The organism is Corallococcus sp. CA047B (assembly GCF_003612065.1).
Classification (GTDB): domain Bacteria; phylum Myxococcota; class Myxococcia; order Myxococcales; family Myxococcaceae; genus Corallococcus; species Corallococcus praedator.
This window is the reverse complement of the sequence record NZ_RAWD01000006.1, coordinates 24,117-50,447: the sequence shown is the minus strand read 5'-3', so window position 1 is coordinate 50,447 and position 26,331 is coordinate 24,117. Positions and strand designations below refer to the sequence as shown.

Below are 26,331 nucleotides of genomic sequence, written 5' to 3'. Positions count from 1 at the left end.
TCATGTCCACGCTACTGCGGCGTCGTGGCACCCGGCGTCGACTCACCGCTCTCCGGCGCGGCGGGCGCCGCCGGCTGTGCGCGGGACGTGGCGTCGATGCGCAGCGCCTGGGGCTCGCCGCTGTTCGCGTCCGTGCGGTACGAGGCCCGCACCTGCGCGCCCTCCTGGATGTCCGCGGCGCTCGCGGCCCGGCCGTCCACCCGCACCTGCGTGGTGGGGCCCACCTGGAGCCGCAGTTGGGGCTCTCCGCCCTGGCTGAGCAGCACCTCGCGGGCGCTCGCGCTCAGCACCTCGCCGGAGATCTGCGAGTCCTGCGCGGCCGGCTGCGCGTTGGCGACCGGGGCCGCCACGGGGGCGTTCTGGCCCACGACTTCACGCGAGGGCGTCAGGCCCTGCTGGAGGCGGCGTTGGGCGTCCAGGGCGCTCGCCTGGGCCTGCTGGGCCTCGGACTGGGCGTGCTGGGTGCGCGCCTGGGCCTGCTGCTGGCTGGCCTGGGCCTCCTGGGATTCCTTCTGGGCGGTGGCCTGGGCCTCCTGGAGTTCCTGCTGCTTGCGCTGGAGGTCCTCCTGCGCGCTCGCGGCCTCGCGCTGTTGCCGGGAGGCTTCCTTCTGGGCGTCGCGGGCACTGTCGAAGGCCTCCTCCGAGCGGGCCTGCGCCTGCTCGACCTCCTGCCCTGGCGCGGCCCGGGTGGAGTCCTGCCGGGTGCGATCTCCGTCCTGGCAGGCGGTGCCCACCATCAGTGCGGCGACTCCCGCCGTGAGCCATACCGTGCGCGATTTCATGGGGTTCTCCTGTCGAGGGGATGACAGGGCAAAGATGGCGAGGGCGCGCGAGGAACCAAGCCATGAGGCCGCGAGCGCCCGGGACCCTGCTCGCTCCACGGCAGGCAGTCACTTTGGGGCTACCGCGACTGGAGGAATGGCGATAAGGGGCGCCCCCCCATGCGCGCCTGCGGACTCGACTTCGGAACCAGCAACACCGCCCTGGCCCTGCCGGATGGCACCGTGTTGCCCCTGCAGCCCCACACGCCGGAGCCGCGTCTGTTCCGCTCCGTGTTGTTCTTCGCGGAGGACGAGAAGGAGATCTTCGCGGGCGCGGACGCCATCCAGCGCTACCTGGAGGACAACACCGGGCGGTTCATCCAGTCCGTGAAGTCCTTCCTGCACAGCACGTCCTTCCGGGCGACGCAGGTGAAGGGGCGCACGTTCACCATCGAGGACCTGGTGGCCATCCTGCTGCGCCGCGTGCGCGAGTCGGCCGGGGCACACCTGGGCGAGCTGCCGGACGCGGTGGTGATGGGGCGGCCGGCGGTGTTCACGCCGGATCCGGACGCGGACGCACTGGCGGAGAAGCGGCTGCGCAAGGCGGCGGAGCTGGCGGGCTTCACGCACGTGCAGTTCCTCATCGAGCCCATCGCGGCGGCGCTCGCGTACGAGGCGCGGCTGACGCGCGACGAGCTGGTGTTGGTGGCGGACTTCGGCGCCGGCACCACGGACCTGACGCTGATGAAGCTGGGGCCGTCGCGCAGGGGGAACCTGGACCGCAAGCCGGACGTGGTGGGGTCCACGGGTGTGCGCATCGGTGGTGACCGGTTCGACGCGGAGATCATGCGGCACAAGCTGTTGCCGCGCTTCGGGGCGGGGTCCACGTACAAGGTGAAGGGCTTCAGCGAGAAGCGGATGCCCATTCCGCAGCACGTGATGGCGAAGCTGTTGAACTGGCATGAGATGTCCTTCATCCGGGAGAAGTCCACGCAGGAGCTGCTGGAGGTGATGCTCGACACGAGCGACCGCCCGGCGGAGATCGAAGCGCTCTACGACCTGGTGATGGACAACCTGGGCTACCGGCTGTTCCGGTCCATTGAAGCGGCGAAGGTGCGCCTGTCGAGCGAGGACGTGGCGACCATCGACTTCGAGGAGGGGCGCATCCACCTGCACGAGCCGATTACGCGCGCCGAGTTCGACACGGCGAGCGGTGCGTTGCTGGATGAACTCTCTCAGTGCACCGAGGGGCTGTTGGCGAAGCACCCGGAGGCCAGGGACATTGACGCTGTGTTCCTCACGGGCGGTTCGTCACAGATTCCGGCCGTGCGGGAGCTGTACGTGAAGCGCTTCGGTGAAGACCGCGTGCGCACCGCGGATGCGTTCACCTCCGTGGCGGAAGGCCTGGGGCGCGCATCCTCGTGGCTCGCGGGGTGAAGCATGGATGGGCCCACGGCACGGCGGCACTGGCTCGCGGCGGGCGCCGCGCTGACACTGTCGCTGGCGTGTGTCGGGCCCACGGACAGGACCTTCGTCACGGGCCGAATTGAGCCCCGGCAGATCCGCTTCGTGACGCTCTCCAAAGCCCCCGCGGACAAGCCAGGTGGATGGCAGGCCGCCTGCATCCACATCCGGATCTCGCGCGAGAACACCGGCGAATCCGTCCTGTGCAAATTCGGCGTCGAGCTCCCAATGCATAACAATCAGGGCCCGGTCTCCAGGGCACTCGCCCAGCGCATCACGGCGGACTGGATCAATGCGGCCTCGCATACCGTCCTCGGTCGCGCCAGACTGGAGTCGCCGCTCGGAATGCTCTGTGAGTCGCTGAAGGCAGTATTGCGGCCAACCCTTCAGTCATCCGCGGAGGGAGCCCGGTTCTCCGTGGTTTGCAACGAGAAGACCACCCCGGTGCAGTTTGGTGCATTCACCCTCTGACATCGGAGCTCTCGCGCCATGCTGCCAGATACGGAGCAACTGATGGCCATCGCCAGCCACTATTGGCCGGCCTCGATGAAAGCAGCATTGGAGGAAGGCAATCCCGAGTTCGTGCGTCGCTCCAGCCGCTGGGACGAAGCTCTCCAATTCATCCCGCAGTGGCATGGCTTTCTTGCGGACCTGGACACATTGCTTCCAGGCTTCACCGTGGGAGACGGCACGGTGCCGTCCCAATCCTCCTTCCGCTGCATTGCCTATCCCGCGAAGGGCGTTCCCCTCCCGCCGGTTCCCTGGGTCGTCGTGGGATGCGTGAGCATCCTGGCACCTGTCTTCACCGTGTATGGCATCTCGTTCGAGTACGAGGGACGCAAGCGCCGTGAAGCCCGGTTGCACCAGAGTCCGCTGCCTGAGGCCATGGCTGGGACGGCGCGACTCATCGCCCAGGAACTGGAAACCCGCTTTGGAGTCCAGGAACTGCCCCGGGAAGTGGCGGCAATCCCAGTGCCGGTCACCGTCCAGTGGACAGAGCCGCCTCAGAGCACCTTGTTCGATGCGCTGTTCGACAGCGAGCCAACCATCGTCCCGTGACGGTAGCTCAGGGCCCCACGTCCACCGTGCGGATGGCCCAGTCCACGCCGCCGCGGCCGTCGCGTGCCACCACCCAGAGGGTGATTCGCTCCGGCGTCATGGACGTCTGGTAGGTCGTCGTCGGGTCGCCGGGCTTGCCGTCCACCGGCTCCAATGAACGGAACGAGTTCACCTCGCCCTCCCCCGTCGCGAACCAGCTGTAGAAGACCTGCTCCGTCTTCGTCCCGTCCGCCGCGGTGTAGGCCTCCTCGCTGCCCTCCGCTAGCACCGGCTTGAACGTCACCTCCGTGTCCAACGGCAGCGGCCCCACCAGCGGGGACTCGTCCCACAGCACGTCCTGCATCACCGGGTTCAGGTTCGGCGTCTGCGTCGAGCGCAGCGTGATGCGCCGCACCCCTCGCTCCACGCCCTCCGGCGTCCCGCTGCCGTCCGTCGCCTCGTACCCCACGAACAGCGGCAGCCCCGTCTCCAGCACCGCGCGCACCGTCGGATCGTTGAAGTCGAACCCGCCTCCGCTCCCGCCCCCCGTGCTGCCCGTCGCCGCCTGGAACGCCGCGATGAGCAGCGCCTGCACCGCCGGGTCGCTCAACGACAACACCCCGTCCTGCAACGCGACACCGTTGGCGCCCGGACAGCCCGTGTCCCCGTAGGGATTCACGTCCGGCCGGCACAGCGCGTACGTCACCGTCACCGGACGGCCGTCCGGCGTCACCGCCAGCGCGTTGAACGTCACCGGCGGCGGCAACGTGGACGCGTCCGGATCCAACGCCAGCTCCGCGGGCTCCGCCTTGATGGCCAGCACGCGCACGCGGCGAATCTCACTCTGCACTTCGAAGTCGGGACCGCACGCGCTCAACACCAGCAGGGCGGCACACAGCAGGACGGGAGTGCGCATGGCGTCAGAAGCTCCCCTTGGCGCCGAGGATGGGCAGGATGGGCAGGCCCTTGAAGAACTCGCGCTGAGAGTAATTGTAGTTGTAGGCCACGCCTTCGACGGACTGGTTGTTGTAGGCGTTCGTCAGGTCCAGGTAGACGTCCAGGTTCCACGTGTCGAAGATGAAGTTCTTGTCCACGCGGATGTCCAACTGGTTGAACGACGGCAGCCGCTGCGAATTGACCGCGCCGTAGTACGGGATGAACACGTCCGTCGTGTCGTCACGCCGCGCCCCCTCCACCGGCGTCGTCGGGTTGCCGGACGCCAGGCGGAAGCGCGCGCCCACCTCCCAGCCCTTCGGCAGCTTGTAGCTGGCAATGGCCGTCAGCACGTGCGTCTGGTCGTTGTCGAACAGGCGCCAGGCCGCGTCCGGCGCGTCCCGGCGCTCGCTGCGGCTGAGCGTGTACGAAATCCAGCCGAACAGCCGGTCCGTCAGCGCCCGACGCACCAGCAACTCGAAGCCGTAGATGCGCCCCACGCCGCCGTTCTTCAGCACCTCCGGCACCGACTCGCCGTCGCGGATGATGCGCGCGTTGGAGCGCACGATGAGGTCGTCCAGGTCGTTGTAGAAGACCTCGCTGCCCACGAACCACTCGGGCCGCGCCTGCCACTCCGCGCCCACGCTGTACTGGAGCGACCGCTTCGCCCCCAGGTCCGGATTGCCGAACCCCGGCGACGGCTCATCCTGCACCGGCGGGCTGTGGTAGACGCCCGCGCCGCCCTTCAACGTCAGCGCCTCCGTGAGCGCGTAGCGCACCGCCAGCCGCGGGTTCACCGTGCGCTTCACCTCCTGCTGATCCGTGAAGATGTAGCTCTCCGTGCGGATGCCCGGCACCACCAGCAGCTCCTTCACCGGCCGCCACCGCACCTCCGCCCACGCGGACGGGTAGTACTGGGTGAAGTTGCCGTCGATGTTGATGAGGTCCTCCGTCACCAACGGCGTCGGAGGCTCGCCCTCGCGCGGCGGCTGCTGGATGCTCGCGCGCACCTTCGCCAGGTTCGTCACCACGTCCAGACCGCCCGCCACCGTCACCGCGTCGTTGAACGCGTACTCAACCGTGGGCCGCAGGAACAGGTCCGTGGACGCGATGCGCAGGCCGCGCTCGCCAATGGCGAAGTCCAGCAGCGTGTTGCCGACGAGCGCGTGCGTGTCCAACGTCAGCTTGCCTTCGCGGTACTGGTGCCGCAGGCGCAGCTGGTTGAAGCCCGTCGTCACATCCAGGCCGCCGTTGACGGAAGGGTCGTTGTCCGCCGGCTGGTCCAACAGCAGCGCCAGCCGGTCGCGCGACGTGAGCCCCTGCAGCGTGAAGGTGTGGCGCTTGTTCGGCTTCCACACCAGCTTCGCCTGCGCGTCGTAGTAGCGCGGCGCCACCTGGAGGCTGTCGTCGTCGAACGGCACCGCCTTGAGCACCACGTCGATGTATGAACGCCGGCCGCCAATCGCGAAGCTCAGCGTGTCCGTGATGGGGCCCTCCACCACCGCGTTGGACTCAATCAGGCTGATGCCCACCGTGGCGTGCAGCCGGTCCGTGCGCGGCTCGCGGCTGCGCACGTTGATGACGCCGCCGGTGATGTCGCCGTAGTACGCGGAGAAGTTGCCGGGCAGGTAGTCCACCGCCTCCAGCAGCTCCGAGTTGTACACGGAGGTGAGTCCACCAAAGTGATACAGGATGGGGATGCGCAGGCCGTCCAGGAAGACGCCGGACTCCTGGGGGCTGGTGCCACGGATGACCAGCGCGCCGCCGTTGAACGCGGGCCGCGCCACGCCCGGCAGGTTCTGCACCACCTTGAGCGTGTCGCCCTGCGTGCCCGGGATGCGCTGCACCTCCGCCACCTGGATGGTGGTGCGCGTCACCTCCTTGCGCTCACGGTCGCTTCGCACCACCGTCTCGTACGGGCTGAAGATGCGCCGCTGCACGTAGTACGTGGCCTGCGTCTCCTGCCCTTCCGCGATGGTCTCCTGCGTGCGGAAGCGGTCGTAGCTGCCCAGCACCACCACCACCGGGTGCGTGCCCACCGGGACGCCCCGGAAGGAGAAGCGGCCCTCGCCGTCCGTCACGGTGGAGCGATCCAACTCCGTCAGCACCACCTCCGCGCCGACCAGCGGCTTGCGCGTGCCGCGCTCCAGCGCCTTGCCGCTGAAGTTCACCGGCCCCTGCGGCTCCGCGATGCCGCCGTCGGTGGCGGTCTCCGGAGGCGGCTCCGGCGCGCGGAAGACGAACTGGTAGGCGTACTGGATGCGCACCGGAGAAGGGACGTTGTCCACCTCCGCGGGCTCGAACTGGAACTGCTTCACCGCGGCGATGGCCGCTTCATCGAAGCCGTTGCCGGCGGGCTGGGTGACCTCGACATTCGTGACGGTGCCCGTCTCCGAGATGTCGATGAACATCACCACCGTGCCCTCCAGCTGCTGGGCGGCGGCCTCCGGTGGATAGGTCGCTTCGACCTGGCGCAGGAGCGCGGGCGGCTTCGTCAGCACGCCGGTGGGAACGCCAGCATCGCCGACGGGAACACCTGCGTCCGGGGCCTGTGCGGCAGCCCCGGTCGCAAGCAATAGACAGACGACGCAAGCGAGCGTTTTCATGAAGGGTGCGCGGGTCTCCCGCGCCCCCTCCTAGCGCCCTCCGAGGCTGGGGGCGAGCACGATTTCGATGCGCCGGTTCTGGCTCTTGTGCTCCGGCGTGTCGTTGGGGACGATGGGCTGGTACTGCCCGTAGCCCGCCGCGGACAGCGACGTCGGATCCACGCCCGAGTCCTGCAGCGAGCGCACCACCGCCATCGCGCGCGCCAGGCTCAGCTCCCAGTTGGACGGGAACTGCCCGCCGCCGGTGGGCACGTCGTCCGTGTGGCCTTCCACGCGGATGATGCGGCCCCGCACCGTCTTGAGCGCGTCCGCGATCTTCACGAGCGCCTCCTGCCCTTCCTTGCCCACGCGCGCGGAGCCGGACGCGAAGAGGATCTTGTCCTTCAACTGCACCGTCATCCGGCCCTTCATCTCCGACAGCTCGATCTTCCCGTCGGAGATCTCCTGCTTGAGGCTCTGGGCCAGGTTCTCGTACTCGGAGCTCTTCTTCTCCAGCTCCTCCTTGGCCTGCGCGAGCTTCTTCGTGTTGCGCGCCAGCTCGTCGTTGAGCGCGGCCAGCTGCGCGTTCTTCTCCTCCAGGGCGCGGCGCTCGGCCGCGGCGCTGGTGAGGCGGTTCTCGGAGGCGTTGAGGCGCGTCTCCAGCGCGGCCTTCTCCTGGTTCAGCGCGGCCTGCTGCTCCTCCAGCGCCTTGATTTTCGCCTCGGCCGCCGTGCGCGCCGCCTTCTCGTCCGTGAGGTTCTTCGTCAGCCCTTCGGCTTCCAGGGCCTTCTCGTTGAACTTGCCCTGCGAGACGCAACCCGTGGACAGGGCAACCAGGGCAGCCAGAACCAGACGTGTCCGCATATGTGCGCTTCCTCCTGACAGATGTTGGTGGGTCCGAGCCTACCGCTCTCGGGCCCAGAACCTAGGAGAAACACGCAACTGCTATGGGGACCAACTTCCCGGCCTGGAGGCCTACTGGGGGAAGATGGGGTGGGTGTTCAGCCAGGAGCTGAAGAGGGCATCCGCGAAGGGCTTGCCGGGGATGTGGACGCCGCCGGACGCGCCGCCGGAGACGTGGAGTCCGGAGCCGGGCAGGTAGGTGAGGACGAGGTCATCGCCCTTGCGCACATCGTGGAGCGACGCGAGGAGCTTCTCCAGGGACTGGTTGAGGGCGTCCTCGCGCATGGCGGGGTTCTGGCGCAAGCCCTCGCGGAAGCTGCCCACGAGCTGGTCCTTGGTGATGGTGCGCAGGAACCGGAAGTGCAGTCGTTTCAGGCTGTTGGAGGCGACGGCCTGCTTGAAGCAGGTGGGCTCCTCCTCCATGTAGAGGCTCCACACGTAGACGTTGAAGAAGAGCTTCTTCTTCAGCTCCATGTGGGTGAGCGCGAGCGTGCGGCCCTCCACCTGGAGTGAATCCGGCATGTTGACCCCGCCCGCCTGTCCCGCCTGGGCGATACCGCCCACCAGCAGGAGCATCCCCAGCGCGAACCCTCGCGCCCCCATCTTCAACGCCGTCCCCGTCATCGCCTTCCCCTTCACCCTCTACCGAGCCGGTGATCGCAACGGTGTGCACTCCCCATGAAACCGCTACCCGCGCCGATCATTGGTTTGTGCACCATTGGACGGCAACAGGAACCTTCTGGCAAGGACGTTGGGGGCGCAAGTGACTCCCCGGTTGAGGAGCGAACGGCGGGGGATGGCGCGGGGCGTCAACAGCGCGGGAGCCGGGAGGGGACCCGACGGCGTCACGGCTCGGGGTTCTGCTTCGGCTCGTTCGGGGGAGTGGCCCGAGCGACCGGGGGTCCCTGCATCGCCGCGCGCAGCCGCCCGTCGAGTTCCTGGACCAGGATGCCCAGCAGTTCGTAGGCCTTGCGCGTGAAGAGGCCGACGAGCAGGCCCGCGAAGGCCATGCTGTAGGGGTTGAAGTGGGGAACGTCTCCGCTCAACTCCATCATGAAGACACTGCGACCGCCGCGCAGCGACAGGAACGCGACGAACCCCGACGCCAATCCCAGGACCACCTGCTTCGTCGCGAACCGAGCGCCTCCCTCCCGCAGCATCGCGATGATGGCGCCGACCAGCGCGCAGCACGCCACGACGAGCGCCAGCAGGTAGTCGGTTCGCGCATGCTCCAGGGGAATCTGGGCCCAGAAGTTCTGGAGCTGGCGCCCCAGGCTTTCGACCCAGGGGGGCTCGGGCAGGGCCGCGGTCCCTTCAGGCCCAGGGGGAGGCTGCGCGGAAGCGCCTGACTGCGGATCCATCCCGTCAGGGAACGTCAGCCGTGCTCTCACCTTCCTCACGTTCGACCGCATCTCCTCCAGGATGAGCGCAGCGCCCTTTCTCGATGCGCCCGCGCCGCGGACCGACAGGGAATCAATCTGGCTTCGCGACTCCATGGCGTAGCCATGAATCCAGGCCACCCCCAGCAGATGCCGTTGTGTGGAGTGGTTCCGCGCCTCCTGCGCCGCGAGCAGCACCGCGCCTGACTTCATGTCCGTGTCTTGAGCCGCGCCCAGAGGCATGGGTGGGGAGGAGATCTGGCTCATCAGCAGCGCGGTCTCCTCCCGCTCCAGCATGTCCACCTCCGCCCGGGCCTGCTGCCGCGAAGAGATTTCCGCGATGGAGGCAATCGCCAGGACCGCGCTCAAGAGCAGCAGGCAGAGCGTCATTCCTTCCGACACCCGCTGGACGAAGAAGAGCCCCATGGCCCGCAGCGAGGCGAGCACCGTGGGCATCGGTTCGACCGACAGACCCCTCGGGGCAACGGAGGGGATGGGAGGAACGACCGTCACGATGGGCGCGTTGGACGCGGGTTCGGTCCTGCCGGATTTCTCGCCGCTCGACTTGGCCATCATTCCCCCCTGCGGAATGCGTGGAAATTACCACACCCCTCTTCCACGCCGCAGCCACGGGTGAAGCCTCACACCTGCCATTCCCCGCTACGCGGCGGGGGCGGCCGCCGCGGCGAGCAGCAGGTCGATGTCCACGGGCTTGCGCAGGTAGGAGCGGGCGGCGAGGACTTCTCGGCGGCTGTCGAGCTGCGGATCGGCGCTCATCACCACCACCGGGATGTGGGCGAAGCGCGCGTCAGCCCGCTGCTCGGTGCGGAACTGGAACCCGTCCTTCACCGGCATCATCAGGTCCAGGAGGATGAGGTCGGGCGGCGGTCGCAGCGTCTCCAGCAGGGTGAGCGCGTGCGCCCCATGATCCGCGCACACCACCGTGTGCCCTTCTTCTTCCAACAGCTCACGGATGGATTCCCGGATGTAGAAGTCGTCCTCCACCACGAGGATGCAACGGCTCATGCCCGGCTCTCCCGCGCCGTGGCCCGTTCAGGAGGACGGGCACTCGCGGCGTCACGGGGCAGGAGTACCACGAAACATGCGCCCCCTTCCGGCCCCGCCTCCACCGAGATCCTCCCGCCGTGGGCTACGACGATCTGCTTGGAGATGAAGAGCCCCAGCCCCAGTCCTCCCGCGTTGCGCGACGCGAGCCCCCGGTCGAAGCGGTCGAAGATGCTCTCACGCTGCGCCTGGGGAACCCCGGGCCCCTGGTCACTCACCTCCAGGCGGACCTGGTCCCCCTGTTCCTCCAGACGCACTTCCAGCGGCGTGCCCGGCGCGTACTTCACCGCGTTGGACAGCAGGTTCGTCAGCACCTGCTCCAGCCGACGCCCATCCCACGTCCCCACGAGCACGGGCGGAACCTCCAGCCGCACCTGACAGCCTGCCTGCGCCAGTTGTCCGGAGAGGCGCTCCAGCACGTCGGAGATGAGCTGCGTGAGGTCCACCTCCTGGAACAACAGGTCGAGCGTGCCCGTCCGGATGCGCGCCACGTCGAGCAGGTCGTCGACGAGGCCCGTCAGCCGGTCCACCTGGAGCAATGACACACGCATCGCCTTCGCCAGCTTCTCCGGGCTCGGCATGCGGCCCTCGTCTGGCTTCACGCTCCGCTCGGTCATCTGCAATTGCATCCGCAGCGACGTGATGGGTGTCTTCAGCTCGTGCGAGGCGATGGAGAGGAATTCGTCGCGCGCGCCGAGCAACACCTTCAGCTCGCGCTCCACCTGCTTGAGCCGGGAGATGTCCCGCAGCGTGAGGATGGTCCGCGACGGCTGCTGCCCGATGGCCGGCACGAAGTCCGAGTCCACCACGAGGTGGAGACGTCCACCGGGGGCGTGCCCGACGGCCTCCAGGTCGCGGACCGGCGCATCCAGGGCACGCGCCAGGTTGAACGGCGCCTCGGCCTCGTCGGTGAGCCGGAAGGCGCGGCCGTGTTCCGTGTCATCCAGCCTGCTGGGAAAGTCGCCGTCCGCCAGCTCCTGCGCCGCGTGGTTCGCGAAGGTGAACTGGCGCGAGTCCGGGTTGACGAGCAGCGTGGGCGTCGGGAGGCGATCCAACACCGCCTCCAGCCATTGCTGCTGCTGCGCGAGGTCCTCCGCGTGCGCCTCCTGCTCCGCCGCCCGCATCCGCATGGCCGCCATGGTGAGCTGCGCCTGCACCCGGGCCAGCAGCTCCCGGGCCGCGAAGGGCTTGGTCAGGTAGTCGTCCGCGCCCAGCTCCAGCCCGCTCGCCGTGGCCTCCTCGCCCGCGCGGGCGGACAGCAGGATGACGGGCAGCGTGCGCAGCGCTTCGTCCGCCCGCAGCTGCCGCACCAGCTCGATGCCATCCATCACCGGCATCATCACGTCCGACAGGATGAGATCCGGCCTCGACTCCCGCGCCGAGCGCAGCGCCTCCGCGCCGTTCGGGACCGCCGTCACCCGGTAGCGCCGCTCCAGGAGGCGACGGACATAGTCGCGCATGTCCGCGTTGTCGTCGGCCAGCAGGACCCGAGGGCGGACGCCTCCCACCACCTCTTCGTGGGGAAGTCGCGCCGCCACCGGGGCGTCGGCTCGCGGCCCATTCTCGGAGGCATCATGGAGCGGGGCCTGCGGGGTGGGCGCTCCCGGCGCGGGCTCCTCCACCCAGCGCAGCGACTCCTCGACAAAGGCATCCACGCGCATCGGGTTGGCGGGGGGCTGCGCTCCCGGATCCGAAGCCGGCGCCCCCTTCCAGTAGGCGTTCCCGAGCGGCACGCGGACGAAGAACGTGGAGCCTTCCCCGACGGCGCTGCGCACCTCCACCGAACCGCCATGAAGCTTCGCCAGGTCCTGCACGAGCGCGAGCCCGATGCCGCTGCCCTCGTGGGTCCTCCCCTTCGCCTCCTGCACACGGTGGAAGCGCTGGAACACGCGGCCCAGCTCGCTCTCCGGGATGCCAATGCCCGTGTCCTGCACCGACAGCCGCGCGAAGCCGCCCTCCCGCTTCAACTCGACGCGGATCTCCCCGGCGTGGGTGAACTTGAACGCGTTCGACACGAGGTTGAGGACGATCTTCTCCCACATCTCGCGGTCGACGAGCACCGGCTCCCCGAGCGGCTCCGCGTCCACCACCAGGCGCATGCCCGCGCGCTCCACGGCGGAACGGAAGGCGCTCGCGAGGTCGCGGGTGAGCGAGGACAGGTCGGTGGGCTCCGCCGAGGCCCGGGCACGGCCCGCCTCGATGCGCGAGAAGTCGAGCAGCGCATTCACCAGCTTGAGCAGTCGCAGCGCATTGCGGTGCACGACCCGCAGCTCGTCCTGCACGCTTCCTGGCAGTCCGCCCTGCCGCCCGGCCAGCAGATCCTCCAGGGGCCCGAGCAGCAGCGTGAGCGGCGTGCGGAACTCGTGGCTCACGTTGCTGAAGAACGCGGTCTTCGCCTGATCGATCTCCGCCAGCGCCTCGGCCCTGCGCCGCTCCGCTTCATAGGCGCGCGCGTTCCCAAGGGCCGCGCTCGCCGCCCCACCCAGCATCTCCACGAAGGTCCGGTAGGACTCATCGAGCGGAAGCCGCTGGCTCGTCCCGACGACGAGGAAACCGAGCGGGACCTCCACGCCCGCGACCCGGACCGGCAACACGAAGGCCGTGCCCAGCGGCTCCGGGTACGGGCCCGCGGGGACGCGACCGAACCGCGCCTCCAGGTCCGTCACCGGCTCCACCCGTCCACTGCGAGCCGCGCGCGCGAGCGGCCACCCCGACTCCCCGTCTCCATCCACGAGACGGAGGACTTCCGGCGCGAGCGCACCTCCCGCCTGGGTTCCGCGCGTCCCACGCAGCCGGGCCTGGGTGCCGTCGGGCGTCGTCACGTAGAGGAGCGCGAACGGCAGGTCGAAGGCGTACTCCCCCAGCGTCGCGAGAAGCAGGTCGCACGCCTCGTCGAACACCAGGGCCTGCCCCGCGCGATCCGCCACGTCGCGCAGCGCCCGCGTCCGCCGCTGGGCGAGCATCGTGGAGGTGGTCTCCGTCACCGGGTGGAAGATGCCCACCACCTTGCCGAACTCGTCACGGATGGGGCTGGACGAGAAGGTGAAGAAGGTCTCCTCCGGGTAGCCGTTGCGCTCGAGGAACATCCGCTGGTTCTCGAGGTAAGAGGTCTCGCCCGCGAGCGCCCGCTCGAAGGGTTCACCAATGGCGGGCCACGCGGAGGCCCAGGTGACCCGGTAGCTCTCCCCCAGCGCGCGCGGGTGCACCGCGCCGCAGACCCCGCGGTAGCCATCGTTGTAGATCTGGCTGTGGCCGTCCCCCCAGATGATGTTGATGGGGAAGTTCGACGCGAGGCAGAGGCTCACGGTCGTGCGCAGGCTCTGCGGCCACGACTCGATGGGCCCCAGCGGGGACTTCGACCAGTCGAGTGACGCGATGAGCGTGGACATTTCGCCCCCACCCGCGAGCCACTCCAGCTTCCTGGGAAGGGCGCTCATCCTGCTGAAGGTATACGTACGCGGGTACGACGTCACAAGGATGGCGTTGGTACTTCGCGGAGTTGAACTGTCGCGCATTGAACCCGCGCCCGGGACAGACCCGGCCTGACAGCGCCAGGCCACCAGACAGGCGGTCCTGCCTCCCGCCCCAGGGCGGGCGTAGACTCTCCGCCCATGAGCGCTTCCGCCCCGCCCCAGGTCCACTTCCGCACCTGCAACCTCTGCGAAGCGATGTGCGGGGTGCGCATCGAAGTGGCCGACGGTCGCATCACGTCCATCAAGGGCGACGACGCGGACCCGTTCAGCCGGGGCCACATCTGTCCCAAGGCCGTGGCGCTGCGCGATCTGCATGAAGATCCGGACCGCCTGCGCCATCCCATGAAGCGCACCGCGTCCGGTTGGGAGCGCGTGTCCTGGGAGGACGCGCTCGGCGACATCACCCGGCGACTCCATGCCCTCCAGCAGGAGCACGGTCCCCACACCGTGGGCGCCTACCTGGGCAATCCCAACGTCCACAACCTGGGCGCGATGATGTTCGGCCCCGGCCTGCTTCGTGCGCTGCGCTCGCGCAACCGGTTCTCCGCCACCTCCGTGGACCAGCTTCCCCACCAGCTCGTGGCCCACTTCATGTTCGGCCACCAGTTGCTCGTCCCCATCCCGGACATCGACCGCACCCGGTACATGCTCATGCTGGGCGCCAATCCCCTGGCATCCAATGGCAGTCTGATGACCACGCCCGATGTCCGCGCCCGCCTCCGCGCCATCCAGGAGCGCGGAGGCAGGGTCGTCGTCATCGACCCGCGCCGCACGGAGACGGCCGGCATCGCCGACCAGCACGTCTTCGTCCGCCCCGGCACCGATGCGCTCGCCCTGCTCTCCCTGCTGCACATCGCCCTGGGAGAAGGCACCCAGCGCATGGGCCGGCTCGCCGCGTTCGTGGACGGGCTGGACACCATCGTGTCCCTGGTCCGCGACTTCCCTCCGGAGCGCACGGCACCGCACACCGGCATCGCGCCGGACGTGCTGCGCGGCATCGCCCGGGACTTCCTCGCGGCGGAGGGCGCCGTCTGCTACGGCCGCGTCGGCGTGTCCACGCAGCCCTTTGGCTCCCTCTGCCAATGGCTCATCAACGTCCTCAACATCGTCACCGGCAACCTGGACCGCGAAGGCGGCGCGCTCTTCACGCAGCCCGCGTTCGACCTCATCGGTGGGCCACGCGCGCTGGGCGTCAGCCCCGGCAGCCATGGCCGCTGGAAGAGCCGGGTGCGCGGCCTGCCGGAGTCCTCCGGCGAGCTGCCCGTGGCCGTGCTCGCGGAGGAGATCCTCACGCCGGGAGAGGGACGCATCCGCGCCCTCATCACCGTGGCCGGCAACCCCGTGCTGTCCACGCCCAATGGCACCCAGCTGGACACGGCGCTGTCACAGTTGGACCTCATGGTGAGCGTGGATCCGTACCTCAACGAGACCACCCGGCACGCCCACTACATCCTGCCCCCCGCGTCCCTGCTGGAGCGCGGGCACTACGACCTCGTCTTCCACGTGCTCGCCGTGCGCAACACGGCCAAGTACTCACCGCCCGTGTTCGCCGCCGCTCCGGAGTCCCGCCAGGATTGGGAGATCCTCCTGGAGCTCCAGCACCGCCTGGAGACACTGCGAAAGGGCCGCACCGCCCGCGCCACCTTCCAGTACCAGGCCCTCAAGCGTCTGGGGCCAGAGCGCCTGCTCGACCTGGGCCTGCGCATGGGGCCGTATGGCTCGCGCTTCCATCCGCTCAAGAAGGACGGCCTGTCGCTCGCGAAGCTGCGCGCTTCGCCCCACGGCATCGACCTGGGCCCCTTGAAGCCTTCCCTCCCAGGCCGCCTCCGCCACCGCTCCAAACGCATCCAACTGGCTCCGGAGCTGCTCGTCGCGGATGTCGCCCGGCTCCGCGCGACCTTCACGGACGACTCCGCGCCTCGCGAGAACGAATTGCTGCTCATTGGCCGGCGGCACCTTCGCGACAACAACTCCTGGATGCACAACGTGCCGGGACTGATGAAGGGCCGCCCGCGCTGCACCCTCATGATTCATCCGGACGATGCTTCGCGCCTGGGCCTCGCCGACGGCGTGGACGCCACCATCCGCTCTCGCGTGGGAGAGGTCACCGTGCCTGTCGCCGTCACCGCCGACGTCATGCCCGGTGTCGTCAGCCTGCCGCACGGCTACGGCCATCAGCGCTCCGGCATCCGCATGCAGGTGGCGGGCGCGCACGCGGGCGCCAGCATCAACGACCTCACGGATGAGCAGGCCCTGGATGCCGTCAGCGGCAACGCCGCCTTCAGCGGCACGCCGGTGCGGATACGGCCAGCGCTTCCCTCACCGTCCGACTCCGCCACACCAGCCGTGTAATCGCTCTCTCCAGGACAAACCCTGAAAAGTCTTGTCATCAGGATTTTCCTGAAGACTTGCAGTCATGGGTGGCCTCACGACGTCCCGGAGGCCATGGGGTGCGCCGCGACTCATTGGCATACATGGCGGCACTGGCGGCCTGTTTACAGGCAAACAGCCTTCCATTAGGGTCCCGCGCAATGCTGCGTGCGCGAGTCGTTGGTTTGTTCGTGCTGGCGGCGATCCTCGCGGTGCCTGGAATTGCCCGCGCGCAGATCGTGGTCGGCCTCTATCCGGTACAGGGAAAAATCGAGCCAGGGGTCCGCGCGGATGCGGAAGGGCTCATCGCCTCCGGGGTCCGGGCCAGCAACCGGCGACAGGGGTCGCTGGTCCTGCGCGGTCCCGTGCCGTTGAAGGCGTCGTGTGAGCCCAAGCCGACCACGGAGTGTCTGGCGGGGCTCGCGCGTGGAGGCGCCATCATCTACGCCGAGGCGACCGTGGTGGACGGGGTGGCTTCCGTCTCGATGTCGGCCATCACCGAGAGGCAGCACCGGACGGCCCCCGTCAAATTCCGTTTCATCCCCGGGTTCCTGGATCTGCGGCCGGTGCACTATGCCGTCGAGCAGCTCGAGAAGGCCCTCACCGAGCCGACATCGCAGCCGGTCGCGGAGGATGCGGCACAGGGCGTCGCATCCGCCGAGCCCGCGCCCGCGCCTGATATCCGCCCCGAGCCGCCGCCGGTCGCATCTGCGGCCCCCGCGGAGGTGGAACCGCTGGCCGAACAGGACCCGGTGTCGCTCCACGACAAGGCCCGCCCGACTTCGTCCGGGTGGATGCGCAAGACGGGCATCTACGCTTCGATTGGCGGCGCGCTCGTGGCCGGCGCCGGTGGAGTCTTCGGGCTGCGCAGCAAGAGCCTGAACAAGGACCTGTCGCAACGCTACAACGACGGCCGCCTGGTCCCGGCGGACCGCGCGAAGTACGACCAGGCGAAGACGTCCAGCACGCTCGCGAACACCCTGATGATTGGCGGCGGCGTCGTCGCGCTCACCGGTCTCACCCTGTGGGGACTGTCGGGTGTGTCGTTCGACTCGGATGGCGATGGCGGCGGGAACGTCTACGTGAGGGGGCGCTGGTGATTCGTTCGTTCTGGGTGTGGGGTTCGGTGCTGTTGCTCGCGTGCACGAGCACCTCCGAGGGGCTGTGCGACGACGACTCCGGCTGTCTGCCGGGGCTGCGCTGCGAGCAGGGGGTCTGTACCGGGTGCGCCGACGATGACGGGTGCGAAGCCTGGCAGGCCTGCACGTCGAGCCGGCGGTGCGCGCTGCGTCCGGGGATGTGCGCGACCCAGAAGGATTGCAGGACGTGGGAGGAGTGCGGGGCCAGCCACACCTGCCAGTTGGTGGCGGGCTCCTGCCAGTCGTCCGCGGACTGCAAGGACTACGAGGAGTGCAGCGGCCTGACGCGCAAGTGCGTCCCCCAGGCGGACCGGTGCACCACCGCTGACGACTGTGGCGGGGGACTCTGGACGCCGACATGCGGGCAGGACAACCGGTGCGGCGGCACGAGCATGGGAGGGAACGACGTGCTGCTTTGGGGCACGCTCCTGGAGGGCCTCTGCGGCGTTGACGCGATCTCCAGCATCCTGACGCCCACGCGCGTGCAGGTGGGCTTCGACTGCGACACCTCCTCCTCCTTCAGTGAGGCGGTGGTCGCCCCCAACGGCCGCGTCTATTACATCGGCAGGGGCGGCAACCCCGATCGGATCAAGATCATGGTTCCGGAGTCCTTCACGCTCAAGGACAAGATCCGCTCGTACCCCGTGGATGGACCCCGGAACGATACACAGGTTCCGTCACCGGCATGCTCCGCCACCCAGGACATCGGGAGCTTCGTCATGCGGGCGGGCACGGGCGCCGTTGCCTACAACTGCTCCCATGGGGGCAACACGTATTACAACAGTGCTGGGGACGTCGTGGCGACCGGGCATCGCCTGCTCGCGTGGAACGCCGCCGGCTACCTGCTCGGCGTCGGCAGCGGCTACGAGCTGTTCGTGCTGGCCCCGGATCAGCAGGTCATTCCCATCACCGGGCTGCCGGGCGACCATCTGGACACCATCGATGCGCGTGCGCATCCGACAGGGTTCATGTTGGCCATGAACCGGACCTCCGGAATCCAGGAGTTGTGGCATGTCGACAACAGCGGCGCTGCCACCGTCCTGGGCACGTACGGTGAGGGCCCGGCGGAAGCCGACAGGGTCAGCTACGGAATCCTGGACGCCGGGGGCGCCCTCTATTCGAGGAGCAGCCCGAGGGAGGATGTGGGGATCACCGACCTGGTCGTCAAGCGGCCGCCCGACGGCTCCCGTGGCACGATCATCTACTCCGAGAAGTCCGCTCCGACGCCGGTGAACGCCGCGGCGAACTACGAGAAGGTCTTCAACTTCATGCACGCCTCGCATCTCTTCGCGGGCCCGTAACGGAGGCCCGTCAGCTCAAGCCGCCGCTGGGACGGCCGGCGCAACCACCTGCGCCGCCGTCACCTTCCGGGTCCGCCACACCAGCGGCGTGAGCGCCCCCACCAGCACGAACACCGCCTGCACCGCGTGCGCGAGCACCGCGATGGACATGGCCTTCGCCGCGGAGGTCCCCATCGCCCCCGCCGCCAGCGAGAACACGCTGTCCGTCACGCCCACCTGCCCCGGCACCAGCGAGCCCAGGGCCAGCGCCACCAGGTAGAGCCCCTGCGTGAAGAGCGCCTGCACCACCGTCGCGTCGATACCCACCGCGTGCGCCAGCACCGCGTACTGCATCACCTGCAACACGCGGCTGCCCAGGAACGCCAGCATCGGCCGCCACGGACACAGCCCTCCGGCGCACAGTGAGGCCTGGAACGACTGCGCGTGCGCGCCCCACTTCCCGCACCGGCGCTGCATCCACGCGCCCAGCCGCTTCGCGCGCAGGCCCGCGCGCACGCCCAGGGACGCCAGCAGCAACACGAAGCCGTGCACCAGCATCGCCACCGTGAACGCGGACCAGCCCGTCATCAGGTAGGACGCCACCGCGCACGGAAAGGAGATGAGCCCTCCGGCCCCCAGCGACGCGGACTGGGACGTGGCCGCCGCCGCCGTCGCCGCCGCGCCCCCCGCGTAGGGCGTCAGCAGCGTCGCCTTCGTCGCCTCCGCCGCCGCGCGGCCCGCGGGCGCCATGCTCGACACCGCCGTGCCAATCAACTGCGCGCGCACCAACACCGACAGCGGCACCTGCCCCGCGCGGGCACCGTAGGACAGGCGCGTCGCCGTCGCGTCGCACCCCTGACGTCCCAGCTCGATGAGCACCACCCAGGGCAACAGCGGCATCGCGGTCAGGAGCGTGGTCTTCAGCTCACCGGCGCCCGCCTTGTTCACCATCGCCGTCAGCATGCCCAGGCCGCCGAGCGCGAAGACGGGCTTGAGCACCGTCAGCAGCCTGCGCTTCCAGACGCACGGTTCGGCTGCCCGCCCTTCTGGAACGACCGCCAACGGTCCAGCCAGGGCCACTTCGTGGTGCACGCTGTTCACACTCGCCCCCCTCGCCCATCCCCACGTGCCCCACCGAGGGGTCCATTTCTGAAGCTGTGCAGCCCTCGCCGCCATGGCGAGGCCTGACTGTCGACGGCTGGCAGCCCCCCCATGGCTCGCGTTCGGGGGTGGACAGACCCGCGTCTCCCCAGGGTCGGAATGGAGCCTTCGTGGATCCACGCGACGGCCCGTCCACACCGCCCGTGGGCCTGCTTTGCACGCTCGGCAGCAGGGCCGAAGGCGGTTAGGGTGGCGCCGCCTTCAGTCAGGCTTCACGCGGGAGCATGCAATGAAAGCAGTGCGCTTCTCGGCCTTCGGTCCGCCCTCGGACGTCGCCCAGGTGGTGGAGGAATCCCCCGCGCCGCTCCAACCCGGCGAGGCGCGACTGGCCGTCCTCGCCACGCCCATCAACCCCTCTGACCTGCTCACCCTCTCCGGTGAATACGGCGTGCTGCCCAAGCTGCCCGCCACCCCGGGCAACGAGGGCGTGGGCCGCGTGGTGGAGGTGGCGGGCTCCGACGCCGTGGCGGTGGGCGACCTGGTGTTCCTGCCGCTGGGCGCGGGCACCTGGCGCACCCACCTCACCGCGCCCGCCGCGCAATTGCTGCCCGTGCCGCCGGGGTTGGACCTGCTCCAGGCGAGCATGCTGCTCGTGAATCCGCCCACCGCGTACCTGATGCTGCGCCAGTTCGTGACGCTCCAGCCCGGCGAGTGGGTGGTGCAGAACGCCGCCAACTCCGCCGTGGGCCGCTACCTCATCACCCTGGCGCAGGTGATGGGCTTGAAGACCGTCAACGTGGTGCGCCGCCAGGACCTGGCCGACGAGCTGAAGGCCCAGGGCGCGGACGTGGTGCTGCTGGACACGGATGAATTGCCCAAACAGGTGCGCGACGCGACGGGCGGCGCGAAGGTGCGGCTGGGCATCGACGCGGTGGGTGGGGAGTCGTCCCGGCGGCTGGGCGACTGTCTTTCCACCGGCGGCGTGCTGGTGAACTACGGCGCGATGAGCGGCAAGGGCCCCAAGCTGTCCGCGGCGGCCACCATCTTCAAGGACGTCACCCTGCGCGGCTTCTGGCTGGTGCGCTGGATGCGCAACGCCCCGCGCGAGGAGCAGAACTCCACCTTCGCGCGGCTCGCGGAGCTGATGTCCGTGGGCACGCTGCAGGCGCCCGTGGACGGCACCTTCCCGCTGGAGCGCATCCACGACGCGGTGAAGCGCGCCCAGGAGCCGGGCCGCAACGGGAAGATCATCCTGACCCCCAACCCCTCGGCCTGAAAGCTTGAAGGGCCGCCCCCTCCCCCACGGCATTGAAGGAGCAACGACCATGAAGCGAGTCGAAGGCAAGGTGGCACTGGTGACCGGCGGCGCGGGAGGCCTGGGCGCCGCGTCCGCGCGGATGCTCGCGCGCGAGGGCGCGAAGGTGGTGGTGACCGACCGGCGCGAGGCTGAAGCGCGCGCGGTGGCGGAGTCGCTGGGCGACGCGGGGCTGTTCGTCGCGCTGGACGTCACCCAGGAGGCCCAGTGGGAGAACGCCATGGCGCGCACCCTGGAGAAGTTCGGGCGGCTGGACGTGCTCGTGAACAACGCGGGCATGGGCATCGTGAAGGACATCGAGACCATGTCGCTGGACGAGTGGCGGCTGGTGCACGCGGTCAACCTGGACGGCGTCTTCCTGGGCTGCAAGCACGGCATCGCCGCGATGCGCAAGAGCAACGCGAAGGGCTCCATCATCAACATCTCCTCCATCGCCGGCATCGTGGGCGTGGGGCAGTTCCCCGCGTACAGCTCCAGCAAGGGCGGCGTGCGCCTGTTGTCCAAGTCCGTGGCGCTGCACTGCGCGGCCAAGGGCTACGGCATCCGGTGCAACTCCGTGCACCCGGGCTACGTGGAGACCGCCATGGTGGAGGCGCTGGCCCAGGCCGGAGGGCAAGCGGAGAAGACGCGCGCGCGCATGCTCAAGGGCATCCCCCTGGGCAGCTTCGGTGAGCCCGACGACGTGGCGAACGCGGTGCTCTACCTCGCGTCGGACGAGTCCAAGGTGATGACCGGCGCCGAGGTCATCCTCGACGGCGGCGCCACCGCGCAGTAACGCGGGGCGCCCGGCTCACGCCCAGGGCGCCTGGAGCAGTTCGGAGAAGCGGATGGCCAGCTCCGGCCGGCCCACCATCGCCTGGCCCCAGGCGTTCGCCTGCGTGGCCCAGGTGGCGGGCGTCAGTCCCACGACCTCGAAGAGCTTCAGCACGTCCGCGCCCCCCTGCAGCGCCTTGAGCATCCGCGCGTATTGCAGGAGCGTGGGCAGGGACGTGCCGGGGAAGAGCACCTCCCGGTCCAGCGGGCGCGCGGGCACCTGGGGCTGGAGGTCCGTCATCAACATGCGGGCATTGGCCAGGGCCCGGGCCTGCTCCTTCCCGTGCTCCACCAGCCGGGCGGCCTCGCGGGCTTCGGCGGCGCGGCGCTCCTCCTCGGCCCGGCGCTCCTGGTCGCGGCGGCGGGACTCGGCCACCTGGCGTTCGATTTCACGTTCGCGCTCGCGCTCCTCGTGCGCGCGGCGGCGGTCGCGGCGCTCGCGCATCATCCGCAGCGCGTCGTGCGTGTCGTCCAGGAAGTCGCGGTGGATGTTGGACTCCTCCGGCGGCGACGGCGTGGTGCGCACGCGCTGCTCGAAGGCGGGGAGGCGCGACTCGAAGTACGCCAGTTCCGCCTCCATCTCCTGGAGGTGGCGCGGGTCTTCTGACTCCACCCCGTGGAGCAGCGCCCAGGCCCCCTTGGACACGGAGAGGGACGCGGTGCGCGGGCGCGTGCCCACGGTCTCCTCCGCCGCGGCCCAGAGGGCTCGCAGCCTGCGGGGCAGCACGTCCAGCGTCACCTCCGCCAGCAGTTGCTCCGCGTGGGGATAGAGCCCCACGGGGTCCAGGCGCCACCACGCCTGGAAGCGCACCAGGGCGTCGGGCTCCGCCTCGCGCTGCTTCTCCCACAGGCGGTCGCGCCAGCCGGCGAAGGCGGCGAGCAACAGGCCGCGTTCGAAGGGATGGGATTGGAAGCGCTGCCAGACGGCCTCCACCAGGACCTCGCGTCCGGAGTACGCGCTCCACTGCCGCGCCACGCGGGACATGGGGGCCACCAGGAGGTGCTGATCCGGTCCCTCCCAGACCGCCATCAACAGCCGGGCCGCGTGTTCGACGCCGGAGGCAGGAAGGCGCGCCTGCTCGCGCCGCGAGGGGAACATCACCAGGGCCTCCAGCAGGGCCTCACCGCTGTATGGGTCGCGAGCCCAGTCGTTCAGCCGCCGCTGTTCATCCACCCCCGCGTGGTGGAGGAAGTGCACGAAGAGGAAGTCCTTGAAGCACGCGATGCGGTCCTTCTCCGCGCCGCGCTCAATCGCATGCACCGTCTCCTCCAGGAAGCACCACATCGCCTCCGTCTCCTCCTCCTCGGGAGGCTCGGCGGTGTCGCCGGGGGTGGCGGCCCAGCCGAAGAAGTGCAGCGCGGTCTCCGCGGGCAGGTCGCGCAGCACCGAGCGCGCCCAGCGGGCCCAGCGCTGCTGGTTCTCCAGCCCCCAGGCGTGGAAGGACTGCCGCTTCGCGAGGCGCAGGAGTTCATCCGCGAGGGAACCGACGGTGCGCACGGACACGGTGAGCAGCGCGTCCAGGGCCCCTTCGGGCGGGGGGAAGGGCAGGTCCCTGAGCACCTCCTGCACGAAGCGCTCGTTGCCCTCGCGCTTCAGCCGGGGGAAGAGCAGCGGTGAGCCCCACCCGCTCAGCGTGCGCCGGACGAAGGTGACGGTGTCCGCGTCCGGCGAGTCCAACGCCTGCGCCACCTCCACCTCGTCCCGCAGGGCCAGCGCGCATTCGAAGCGCACGTCCAGGTCGGTGCCATAAAGGCCCTGGTGCAGCGCGGCCGACACGACGGAGGGGGGCGCCTCTCGCGACACCCGCGTCCAGGCGACGGCGGCGCGCGCGCCGATTCCGGGCACGTCCAGCACGCCCAGGGCCAGCAGGCGGATCCGCTCGCGCTCGTCGGGGGTGAGCCGGACGGGGAAGGCGTTGCGCCAGCGCGTCAGGGCCAGCATCGCCTCCACCGCCATGCGCCCGTCCTGGTGCAGCAGGTAGCGCACCGTGGCGCGCGCATCCTGGGAGGCCGTGCCTTCGTGCACCCACGCGAGCGCCGCCAGGTTGCGCAGGTCCGCGTCCGGCGCCTTGTTGGACAGGTACGCGAGGGAGTCCGGCAGGGGACTGAACGGGGCGATGCGCTCGGTGAGGAGGACTTCGTCCATGGGCAGGGCGGCCGCCCAGGCATCCTCCATGTCGAGCGAGAAGCCGCGTTGCACCAGCCGGGACTCGATGCGCCGCGCGTCCTCGATGAGCCGCAGCGCCACGCCCCATTGCCGTGCATAGCGGGCCGCCAGGGCTTCCACCTGGGAAGGGTCCAGCGCGGCGGTGCGGGCCGCCAGGGCGAAGCGGTCCACCCCGGACTTCAACAACTCGCGCGCGGCGCCGTAGCGCTCCGGGGGGACGGGGCCACAGAAGCAGTGCGGGCAGGCGGCGTCGGACGGGATGAAGCGGATGCATCCGGGGCAGCGCACCTCGGCGCCCCGGCGCACGCCGCTGTCGAGCGGAGCGGACATGCCCCGTGTCTACTCCGTCGGAGGTCCTTCGTGCACCCCGAGGGAGTGCTGGCGCCGGAAGTGGCTTCAGGGTTCGGCCACCGCGGACTCCGCGGCCAGGGGGGAGGCAGCGGCTTCCCGCTGCGCCTTCTCCGTCCACAGCGCCCGGAAGCGCGCTTCCATCCGCGCGCCCAGCGGCTCCGAGTCCAGGTACAGGCTCGTCTCGTCGTAGCGGGTGAACGAGCTCAACGTCCAGTTGTGGCTGCCCATCACCAGGTGCCTGTTGTCCACCAGCACCAGCTTGGAGTGCGTGAGCCGGCTCGCCGTGTCGTAGCGCACCGGCACCTTGCGGGCCGTCAGCGCCTGGAAGGCCGGCAGGTTGATGATGCGGGAATGATAGACATCCCCCTTCGCGTCCTGGTCCAGGATGACCTTGACGTCCACGCCGCGCTCATGCGCCGCGATGAGCTTTTGCAGCAGGCCATGCGTGGGGTATTTCGCATCCACGTACCGGAAGAAGAAGAGGACGACCCGCACGGAGCGCGCCGCCCCTGAGAGCAGACTCTCCACGAACTCCGGGTACTGGCCGTGCCTCAACAACACACCCGCCCGGACCGTGCCGGAGGCGTCCTCGGCGTGGGCACGGGCCTGCTCCAGCCGTTCCTGTTCGGTCCGCGCCACGCTCGCCCGCGTGGCCCCCAGACGCCGTGCCACTCCGTAGGGGTGCTCCCGCGCATCCCGCAGGGCCTCCTCCAGTTCCATCAGCACCTGCGCCACCGGGCCCTGTCCCCGCGCGCGACGCCACTGGAACGAGCCACCGCTGGCGGCCACCCATTGCACGTACCGGGCGAAGGAGGGCTCCTGGACGAACGCCTCCAGCGCCTCGCTCCGGAACACCGGCGGGCGCTCCTCCAGGAGGATCCGCCCGCGAAGCTGCTCCAGCCCCTTCACGCCCAGGCCCTCCACCCGCAGCAGGGACTCCAGCGTGAGGAAGGGGCCGTGCGCGCGGCGGTAGCTCACGATGCGCTCCGCCAGCACCCGCCCCAGGCCCGGCAGCCCTTCCAGCTCCTCCGCGCTGGCCGCGTTCACGTCCAGGGCATCCACCCACTCGTGCGGTGTCACGAAGGGCAGCGCGGACGTGTCAGCCTCCTCGCGCACGGGCCTGCTGTAGCGGGCGGACGCGGCGCCTTCCTCCAGCGCACGGGCGTAGCGGCTCATCCGCCGTTGCAGCACCTCCCGGGCCCGGCGCAGGGCGAACTGGCGCGCGATGTCCTCGTCGGAGGCCTCATCCAAGACGAGCTCCCCGCCACGCGCGCGGCTGAGTTCCACCAGCAGCCCGGTGGCCCGCTCCAGCTCGCCCGGCTCCCACCGCACCTGCTCCGACCAGCCACGCACCATCGGCACGAACCACTCAGGACGCATGGGTTGCCTCCGCTTTGCGCGCACCCTCGGTCCAGAGCCGCTCGAAGTCCTGCCCCAGCCCCATCGCGAGCTGCGGGGAGCTCACCGCCAGGGAATCCTCATGGCTCACGTGGAAGGCGGAGTGCGTCCAGTTGTGACTGCCCAGCAACACCCGGTCATCCACGATGACGAACTTGCTGTGGGTGCTCACGTGACGTTCGGAGTGGAAGAGCCGCACCGGCAAGCCCAGCTCCCGCATGTAGAGCGCGGAGGTGGTGTTGGCGATGTGGACCTCCGGCGTGTCCGACACCCCCACCAGCACCCGTACGTCCACGTTGCGCCACCGCGCCTGGGCCAGTTGCTCCACCAGGCCCCGCACCGACCGCAGCGGATCCCTCAACACCCGCGTGTCGATGATGAAGACAGACACCCAGAGCCGCTTGCGCGCCAGCGCGAACCAGCTCGCCGCGAAGGGCGCGTAGTCCCCGTCGTGGAGCAGCGTGCCTTCAGACACGGGAAAGGCCTCGAAGCTCATGGCGCCTCCGCGGTCACGGTCGCCAGCCGCTCCCTCAATCCCTGCTCATAGTGGCGGTAGGTGAGGAGCAACCGGCGCGTGAAGTCCTGGTACGCCGCCAGCGCCAGGGAGACCCGTGGCGCCGCCTCCTTCTCCGAAGGGGTCTTCGCCTTCGCCTCCTGTTCGGCCTGGAAGACCAGCGCCACCTCCTGCCAGGAGAGCGTCGCGAGCTGTTCGTGGATGAGCAGGCGGTGCTCCTCCAGCAAATCCTCGATGGCTTCCAGCCGTTCGTATGTGGGGGGCATGGGCATGGGGGACGTC

The 26,331-nt window shown here is 69.6% G+C and carries 21 protein-coding genes; 8 read left to right on the top strand and 13 right to left on the bottom strand.

All coding sequences use genetic code 11. The features are described 5' to 3' along the window. Positions 1–11 precede the first annotated feature (11 nt). Complete coding sequence (locus D7X74_RS02320; protein ID WP_120531257.1) at positions 12–782, bottom strand: hypothetical protein; 771 nt, start codon at positions 780–782, stop codon at positions 12–14. Positions 783–941: 159 nt separating this feature from the next. Here D7X74_RS02320 and D7X74_RS02315 point away from each other — a divergent pair, with 159 nt between their 5' ends. The 3 genes from D7X74_RS02315 to D7X74_RS02305 are packed head-to-tail and all read left to right on the top strand — an operon-like array spanning position 942 to position 3,284. Continuing rightward, the gene (locus tag D7X74_RS02315; protein ID WP_120531256.1) at positions 942–2,198 is read left to right on the top strand and encodes an Hsp70 family protein; all 1,257 of its coding nucleotides are present in this window, start codon (positions 942–944) and stop codon (positions 2,196–2,198) included. 3 nt (positions 2,199–2,201) lie between these two features. Beyond that, the gene (locus D7X74_RS02310; protein ID WP_120531255.1) at positions 2,202–2,696 is read left to right on the top strand and encodes a hypothetical protein; all 495 of its coding nucleotides are present in this window, start codon (positions 2,202–2,204) and stop codon (positions 2,694–2,696) included. An 18-nt stretch (positions 2,697–2,714) separates the two neighbouring features. Continuing rightward, positions 2,715–3,284 (top strand): hypothetical protein, encoded by a 570-nt coding sequence (locus tag D7X74_RS02305; RefSeq protein WP_120531254.1) that lies wholly within the window; start codon positions 2,715–2,717, stop codon positions 3,282–3,284. Between the two features lie 7 nt (positions 3,285–3,291). On the opposite strand, the gene D7X74_RS02300 is transcribed toward D7X74_RS02305, so the two are convergent. The 7 genes from D7X74_RS02300 to D7X74_RS02270 all read right to left on the bottom strand — a co-directional run bounded on the left by D7X74_RS02300 (position 3,292) and on the right by D7X74_RS02270 (position 13,517). Then, entirely contained in the window at positions 3,292–4,179 is an 888-nt protein-coding gene (locus tag D7X74_RS02300) for a hypothetical protein (RefSeq protein WP_120531253.1), read from the bottom strand. A gap of 4 nt (positions 4,180–4,183) precedes the next feature. Further along, positions 4,184–6,802 carry a TonB-dependent receptor domain-containing protein gene (locus D7X74_RS02295; RefSeq protein ID WP_120531252.1) on the bottom strand — a complete coding sequence of 873 codons (2,619 nt, stop codon included), beginning with the start codon at positions 6,800–6,802 and terminating at the stop codon, positions 4,184–4,186. 30 nt (positions 6,803–6,832) lie between these two features. Then, complete coding sequence (locus tag D7X74_RS02290) at positions 6,833–7,645, bottom strand: OmpA family protein (RefSeq protein WP_120531251.1); 813 nt, start codon at positions 7,643–7,645, stop codon at positions 6,833–6,835. A gap of 111 nt (positions 7,646–7,756) precedes the next feature. Beyond that, positions 7,757–8,308, bottom strand: coding sequence for a chalcone isomerase family protein (locus tag D7X74_RS02285; RefSeq protein WP_120531250.1), 552 nt, complete (start codon positions 8,306–8,308; stop codon positions 7,757–7,759). 221 nt (positions 8,309–8,529) lie between these two features. After that, on the bottom strand, positions 8,530–9,636 hold the full coding sequence (locus tag D7X74_RS02280; RefSeq protein WP_147446444.1) for a hypothetical protein: 1,107 nt from the start codon (positions 9,634–9,636) through the stop codon (positions 8,530–8,532). Between the two features lie 87 nt (positions 9,637–9,723). Beyond that, the gene (locus D7X74_RS02275) at positions 9,724–10,089 is read right to left on the bottom strand and encodes a response regulator (protein WP_120531248.1); all 366 of its coding nucleotides are present in this window, start codon (positions 10,087–10,089) and stop codon (positions 9,724–9,726) included. Next, a complete protein-coding gene (locus D7X74_RS02270; RefSeq protein ID WP_158620345.1) occupies positions 10,086–13,517 on the bottom strand; it encodes an ATP-binding protein in 3,432 nt (1,143 codons plus the stop codon). The genes D7X74_RS02275 and D7X74_RS02270 overlap by 4 nt, the downstream gene beginning before the upstream one ends. A gap of 222 nt (positions 13,518–13,739) precedes the next feature. On the opposite strand from D7X74_RS02270, the gene D7X74_RS02265 reads away from it, so the two are divergent. The 3 genes from D7X74_RS02265 (at position 13,740) to D7X74_RS02255 (ending at position 18,411) form a co-directional block, all read left to right on the top strand. Then, positions 13,740–15,953 carry a molybdopterin oxidoreductase family protein gene (locus tag D7X74_RS02265; RefSeq protein WP_120531246.1) on the top strand — a complete coding sequence of 738 codons (2,214 nt, stop codon included), beginning with the start codon at positions 13,740–13,742 and terminating at the stop codon, positions 15,951–15,953. 203 nt (positions 15,954–16,156) lie between these two features. Continuing rightward, positions 16,157–17,071, top strand: coding sequence for a hypothetical protein (locus D7X74_RS02260; RefSeq protein WP_120531245.1), 915 nt, complete (start codon positions 16,157–16,159; stop codon positions 17,069–17,071). After that, positions 17,068–18,411: a hypothetical protein gene (locus D7X74_RS02255; protein ID WP_147446442.1), complete on the top strand. Its 1,344-nt coding sequence runs from the start codon at positions 17,068–17,070 to the stop codon at positions 18,409–18,411. The genes D7X74_RS02260 and D7X74_RS02255 overlap by 4 nt, the downstream gene beginning before the upstream one ends. Before the next feature lie 15 nt (positions 18,412–18,426). On the opposite strand, the gene D7X74_RS02250 is transcribed toward D7X74_RS02255, so the two are convergent. Further along, the gene (locus D7X74_RS02250) at positions 18,427–19,491 is read right to left on the bottom strand and encodes a lysylphosphatidylglycerol synthase domain-containing protein (RefSeq protein ID WP_233595489.1); all 1,065 of its coding nucleotides are present in this window, start codon (positions 19,489–19,491) and stop codon (positions 18,427–18,429) included. Positions 19,492–19,780: 289 nt separating this feature from the next. Here D7X74_RS02250 and D7X74_RS02245 point away from each other — a divergent pair, with 289 nt between their 5' ends. Further along, complete coding sequence (locus D7X74_RS02245) at positions 19,781–20,767, top strand: zinc-dependent alcohol dehydrogenase family protein (RefSeq protein WP_120531243.1); 987 nt, start codon at positions 19,781–19,783, stop codon at positions 20,765–20,767. Positions 20,768–20,816: 49 nt separating this feature from the next. Further along, positions 20,817–21,581 (top strand): glucose 1-dehydrogenase, encoded by a 765-nt coding sequence (locus tag D7X74_RS02240; RefSeq protein ID WP_120531242.1) that lies wholly within the window; start codon positions 20,817–20,819, stop codon positions 21,579–21,581. A gap of 15 nt (positions 21,582–21,596) precedes the next feature. Here D7X74_RS02240 and D7X74_RS44940 read toward each other — a convergent pair whose 3' ends face one another. The 4 genes from D7X74_RS44940 to D7X74_RS02220 all read right to left on the bottom strand — a co-directional run bounded on the left by D7X74_RS44940 (position 21,597) and on the right by D7X74_RS02220 (position 26,321). Then, on the bottom strand, positions 21,597–24,116 hold the full coding sequence (locus tag D7X74_RS44940) for a hypothetical protein (RefSeq protein ID WP_120531241.1): 2,520 nt from the start codon (positions 24,114–24,116) through the stop codon (positions 21,597–21,599). A gap of 66 nt (positions 24,117–24,182) precedes the next feature. Then, positions 24,183–25,517, bottom strand: a complete 1,335-nt coding sequence (locus tag D7X74_RS02230) for a phospholipase D-like domain-containing protein (protein ID WP_120531240.1) — start codon at positions 25,515–25,517, stop codon at positions 24,183–24,185. Then, positions 25,507–26,031: a phospholipase D-like domain-containing protein gene (locus D7X74_RS02225; RefSeq protein ID WP_120531239.1), complete on the bottom strand. Its 525-nt coding sequence runs from the start codon at positions 26,029–26,031 to the stop codon at positions 25,507–25,509. The genes D7X74_RS02230 and D7X74_RS02225 overlap by 11 nt, the downstream gene beginning before the upstream one ends. Continuing rightward, entirely contained in the window at positions 26,028–26,321 is a 294-nt protein-coding gene (locus tag D7X74_RS02220; protein ID WP_120531238.1) for a hypothetical protein, read from the bottom strand. The genes D7X74_RS02225 and D7X74_RS02220 overlap by 4 nt, the downstream gene beginning before the upstream one ends. Between the last annotated feature and the right edge of the window lie 10 nt (positions 26,322–26,331).

Bases quoted from the DNA above. Each gene is read 5' to 3' on its own strand.
- D7X74_RS44940 (WP_120531241.1), bottom strand. From the start codon at position 24,116: ATGTCCGCTCCGCTCGACAGCGGCGTGCGCCGGGGCGCCGAGGTGCGC.
- D7X74_RS02225 (WP_120531239.1), bottom strand. From the start codon at position 26,031: ATGAGCTTCGAGGCCTTTCCCGTGTCTGAAGGCACGCTGCTCCACGAC.
- D7X74_RS02290 (WP_120531251.1), bottom strand. From the start codon at position 7,645: ATGCGGACACGTCTGGTTCTGGCTGCCCTGGTTGCCCTGTCCACGGGT.
- D7X74_RS02295 (WP_120531252.1), bottom strand. From the start codon at position 6,802: ATGAAAACGCTCGCTTGCGTCGTCTGTCTATTGCTTGCGACCGGGGCT.
- D7X74_RS02280 (WP_147446444.1), bottom strand. From the start codon at position 9,636: ATGGCCAAGTCGAGCGGCGAGAAATCCGGCAGGACCGAACCCGCGTCC.
- D7X74_RS02265 (WP_120531246.1), top strand. From the start codon at position 13,740: ATGAGCGCTTCCGCCCCGCCCCAGGTCCACTTCCGCACCTGCAACCTC.
- D7X74_RS02275 (WP_120531248.1), bottom strand. From the start codon at position 10,089: ATGAGCCGTTGCATCCTCGTGGTGGAGGACGACTTCTACATCCGGGAA.
- D7X74_RS02310 (WP_120531255.1), top strand. From the start codon at position 2,202: ATGGATGGGCCCACGGCACGGCGGCACTGGCTCGCGGCGGGCGCCGCG.
- D7X74_RS02270 (WP_158620345.1), bottom strand. From the start codon at position 13,517: ATGTCCACGCTCATCGCGTCACTCGACTGGTCGAAGTCCCCGCTGGGG.
- D7X74_RS02300 (WP_120531253.1), bottom strand. From the start codon at position 4,179: ATGCGCACTCCCGTCCTGCTGTGTGCCGCCCTGCTGGTGTTGAGCGCG.
- D7X74_RS02315 (WP_120531256.1), top strand. From the start codon at position 942: ATGCGCGCCTGCGGACTCGACTTCGGAACCAGCAACACCGCCCTGGCC.
- D7X74_RS02305 (WP_120531254.1), top strand. From the start codon at position 2,715: ATGCTGCCAGATACGGAGCAACTGATGGCCATCGCCAGCCACTATTGG.
- D7X74_RS02245 (WP_120531243.1), top strand. From the start codon at position 19,781: ATGAAAGCAGTGCGCTTCTCGGCCTTCGGTCCGCCCTCGGACGTCGCC.
- D7X74_RS02240 (WP_120531242.1), top strand. From the start codon at position 20,817: ATGAAGCGAGTCGAAGGCAAGGTGGCACTGGTGACCGGCGGCGCGGGA.
- D7X74_RS02285 (WP_120531250.1), bottom strand. From the start codon at position 8,308: ATGACGGGGACGGCGTTGAAGATGGGGGCGCGAGGGTTCGCGCTGGGG.
- D7X74_RS02230 (WP_120531240.1), bottom strand. From the start codon at position 25,517: ATGCGTCCTGAGTGGTTCGTGCCGATGGTGCGTGGCTGGTCGGAGCAG.
- D7X74_RS02220 (WP_120531238.1), bottom strand. From the start codon at position 26,321: ATGCCCATGCCCCCCACATACGAACGGCTGGAAGCCATCGAGGATTTG.
- D7X74_RS02320 (WP_120531257.1), bottom strand. From the start codon at position 782: ATGAAATCGCGCACGGTATGGCTCACGGCGGGAGTCGCCGCACTGATG.